4 protein-coding genes are annotated in these 3,664 nt (G+C 71.0%); all 4 read left to right on the top strand.

Annotated features, from left to right (window positions below):
* Positions 1–22: 22 nt before the first annotated feature.
* The gene (locus ACFPZL_RS11090; protein ID WP_218114586.1) at positions 23–712 is read left to right on the top strand and encodes a TrmH family RNA methyltransferase; all 690 of its coding nucleotides are present in this window, start codon (positions 23–25) and stop codon (positions 710–712) included.
* Between the two features lie 72 nt (positions 713–784).
* Positions 785–1,345, top strand: a complete 561-nt coding sequence (locus ACFPZL_RS11085; RefSeq protein WP_218114597.1) for a DUF4956 domain-containing protein — start codon at positions 785–787, stop codon at positions 1,343–1,345.
* Positions 1,342–2,190, top strand: coding sequence for a polyphosphate polymerase domain-containing protein (locus ACFPZL_RS11080; RefSeq protein WP_236021964.1), 849 nt, complete (start codon positions 1,342–1,344; stop codon positions 2,188–2,190). The genes ACFPZL_RS11085 and ACFPZL_RS11080 overlap by 4 nt, the downstream gene beginning before the upstream one ends.
* On the top strand, positions 2,187–3,664 hold a 1,478-nt coding region (locus ACFPZL_RS11075), incomplete at its 3' end, for a carbohydrate-binding domain-containing protein (protein WP_382335431.1). The genes ACFPZL_RS11080 and ACFPZL_RS11075, both read left to right, overlap by 4 nt.

Here is a 3,664-nt window from a genome sequence, read left to right as displayed (position 1 = left end):
CTCGGCCTGCGAGAATGATCGGATGACTGAGACCCACGGCGATCTCCGCGAGCCCGCGGCGCATCCCGAGCGCACGACGGCGGGAGTCGGCCCCTGGCCCGGCGGTCCCGAGGCCTGGCCCGGCGGTGCCGATGCCGAGCGCTACGACCCCGAGCTGCTCGCGCACGGCGACACCCGCAACGTCATCGATCGTTACCGGTACTGGCGAATGGAGGCGATCGTCGCGGATCTCGACGAGCACCGTCACCCCTTCCACGTCGCCATCGAGAACTGGCAGCACGACATGAACATCGGCTCGATCGTACGCAGCGCCAACGCCTTCGCGGCCGACACCGTGCACATCGTCGGCCGCCGCCGCTGGAACAAGCGCGGCGCCATGGTGACCGACCGCTACCAGCACGTCGAGCACCGGGAGGACGTGGGGGCGCTCGCCGCCTGGGCCGCGGAGCAGGGGATCCCGGTCATCGCGATCGACAACGTGCCCGGCTGCGTGCCCATGGAGACCTACGACTGGCCGGAACGCTGCGTCATGATCTTCGGGCAGGAGGGGCCCGGGCTGACCGAGGAGGCGATCGCGGCGGCCGAGGCCGTGGTCGAGATCACCCAGTACGGTTCGACCCGCTCCATCAACGCGAGCGCCGCGGCCGCGGTCGCGATGTACTCCTGGGTGCAGCAGCACTCGACTCTCAGGCCCGGATCCGGAGCGCCATAGCCCCGACATAGGGCCGGCTGCTGGGATGGTGGCAACGAACAAGGAGACCCTCCCGTAACCACCAGCAATCTCATCCTCATCGGCGTCGATCTCGTCGCCGCGCTCGTTCTGACCCTGGGCATCTACTACCCCCGTCATCGCCGACGCGACCTCGTGGTGGCATTCCTCGGAGTGAACGTGGGCGTGCTCGCCGTCGCCTCGGCGCTCGGCACCGCCGGCGTCGCCGCCGGCCTGGGCCTGGGGCTCTTCGGCGTGCTCAGCATCATCCGCCTGCGGTCGTCCGAGATCTCGCAGCGCGAGGTCGCCTACTATTTCGCCGCTCTCGCGATGGGCCTCATCGGCGGGCTGGGCGCGACGGACATCGTCGTGCCCGCGGTGCTCATCGCACTGATCCTCGTCGTGATGTGGGTCGCGGATCACCCGGCGCTGCTCGGTCGCAGCCGGCAGCAGGTGGTTCGGCTGGATCGTGCGATCGCCGACGAGGGCGAACTGCGCTTCGAGCTCGAGCAGCGCCTCGGCGCCTCGGTGACGGCGCTCACCGTGCAGCAGCTCGACCTGGTGAACGACTCGACGCTCGTCGACGTCCGCTATCGGGTCGGGCAGGATCGCGCCCGTCTGGCGGTGGCCCGATGACCGCCGCAGCGACGGCGCCGATCGAGCTCCCGCAGCCGTCCGCCGCCATGGATCCCGCCGGCCATCCCGGATCCGAGCTCCCGCTCGGCGGCTTCGCCCCGGTCGGGCTCGACGAGCTGGTCTCGGAGGCCGAGCTGCTCACCCGGGTCGACCGCAAGTACCTCGTCCCCATCGAGGAGGCCGCCGCGATCCTCTCCCGGATCGATCCGCGCAGCCGGGTGCTCGAGATCGGCGGCAGCCGCGACTTCGGCTACGACTCCGTCTACTTCGATACGCCGGATCACCTGAGCTACCGGCTCACCGCGCAGCGCCGCCGTCGCCGCTTCAAGCTCCGCACCCGCAGCTACCTCGACACCGGGTCCGCGTACCTGGAGCTCAAGACCAAGAGCGGCCGCGGCGCGACGGTGAAGGATCGCATCCCGGTCGACCCCGCCGATCGCACCGCGCTCAGCGCCGAGGGCCGGGCCTACGTCTCGACGATGCTGGGAGCGCACGGCCACGATCCGGCGCTCGTCGACGCTCTGCGCCCCGCGCTCGTGAGCCGATACCGCCGGGCCACCCTGCTGCTGCGGTGCGGCAGCAGGGCAACGTTCGACACCCGGCTGCGCTGGCGCGACGGCTCGCGCCGGGTCGCGCTCCCCGGGCACGCGATCATCGAGTCGAAGTCGGCCGGCCGGCCGAGCGAACTCGACCGGGCGCTCTGGCGCGCGGGCCACCGCCCCAGCGGCATCAGCAAGTTCGGCACCGGCACCGCCGCACTGCATCCGGAACTCCCCGGCAACAAGTGGGCGCGCGTCCTGCGCGACCCGTTCGACACCGCATCCCGATCGGAGCACGCATCATGAAACGTTCATTCCTCATCACCTCCTCGCTCGCCGCGGCGGGTCTGATCCTGGCCGGCTGCACCGCCGTCGGCGGCATCGACGTCGCCGGTGACGGGGGCGACACCGTCGACACCGTCGCCCCCACCGCCGACGCGGTCCTCTCCGGAGACCTCGCGCCGGAGGAGGTCATGGCCGCGAACGACGACTACACGACCGTGAACGAGGACGAATGGTCCGAGGCCGACGCCGTCGACGTGGAACTTACTGGATCGAGCGCGAGCAGCGACTCGGCCGCGGTCTCCGTCGACGGGTCGACCGTGACGATCACCCAAGCCGGCGTCTACCGTCTGAGCGGGGAGCTCGAGGGCGGCGTGGTCGTGGAGGCGCCCGACGACGCGCTCGTCGTGCTGATCCTCGACGGCGTCGACATCACGAACGACGCGGGATCCGCGATCGAGGTGCGCACCGCCGACGACGTGGCGATCCACCTCGCCGACGGCAGCACGAACCGTGTCGCCGATACCGGCAGCTATGCGGAGGACGCCGACGCGAACGCCGCGATCCACGCCGACACCGACCTCACCGTCTCGGGCACCGGATCGCTCGCGGTGACCGGCAACGGCAACGACGGGATCACCAGCACGGACGACCTCGTCATCCTCTCGGGCGAGATCACCGTGACCGCCGCCGACGACGCGCTCCGCGGCAAGGACGCGCTCGCCGTGGAGGGCGGGACGCTCACGCTGACCGCGACCGGCGGCGACGGGATGAAGAGCGACGGCGACGAGGGGGATGACAGCAGCGAGATCGATTGGACCCGCGGCTACATCTACGTGAGTGGCGGCACCATCGACATCACCGCCGGGGACGACGGGCTGCAGGCCTTCACCGACACGGTCGTCGCGGGCGGCACCATCACCGCCGACGTCGCGGACGACGGCGTGAAGGGCGAGGCGATCGTGTCGGTCGGCGAGATCGCCGGCACCACGGCGCCGGTGATCACCGTGACGGCCTCGACCGAGGCGATGGAAGCCGCGAACATCGGCATCTACGGCGGGACCATCGATCTCACCGCGAGCGACGACGGCATCAACGCCTCCGGCAACGCCGAACTGCAGGCGCTGATCGCCGGCGAGGAGTTCACCGGCGTCACCGACCGTGAAGCCGATAGCGGCGAGCGGCTCGAGATCTCGGGTGGCACCGTGACCATCGACGCCGGTTCCGACGGGATCGACTCCAACGGCTCGATCACCATCAGCGGCGGCACCATCACGATCAGCAGCGCTGCGAACGGGGGTGACGGACCGATCGACGGCAACGGCACGGTGTCGGTGGCCGAGGGGACGGTGACCGCGAACGGCTCGGCATGGGACGAGTCGATGGCGAACGGCATGGGACCCGGCGGTACGGGTGGCCCCGGCGGCGGTGACGGTCCTGGTGGCACGGGCGGCCCCGGTGGCGGGGAGCCGCCGAGCGGCGGGATGCCCGGCGGCGG

The sequence above is a fragment of the Leucobacter soli genome, from assembly GCF_042659205.1.
In the GTDB taxonomy this organism is placed as follows: Bacteria; Actinomycetota; Actinomycetes; order Actinomycetales; family Microbacteriaceae; genus Leucobacter; species Leucobacter soli.
This window is presented reverse-complemented; position numbering and strand designations above follow the sequence as displayed.

What these genes read in the sequence shown, in the direction of transcription:
- ACFPZL_RS11080 (WP_236021964.1), top strand. Translation starts at nt 1,342, where the DNA reads ATGACCGCCGCAGCGACGGCGCCGATCGAGCTCCCGCAGCCGTCCGCC.
- ACFPZL_RS11090 (WP_218114586.1), top strand. Translation starts at nt 23, where the DNA reads ATGACTGAGACCCACGGCGATCTCCGCGAGCCCGCGGCGCATCCCGAG.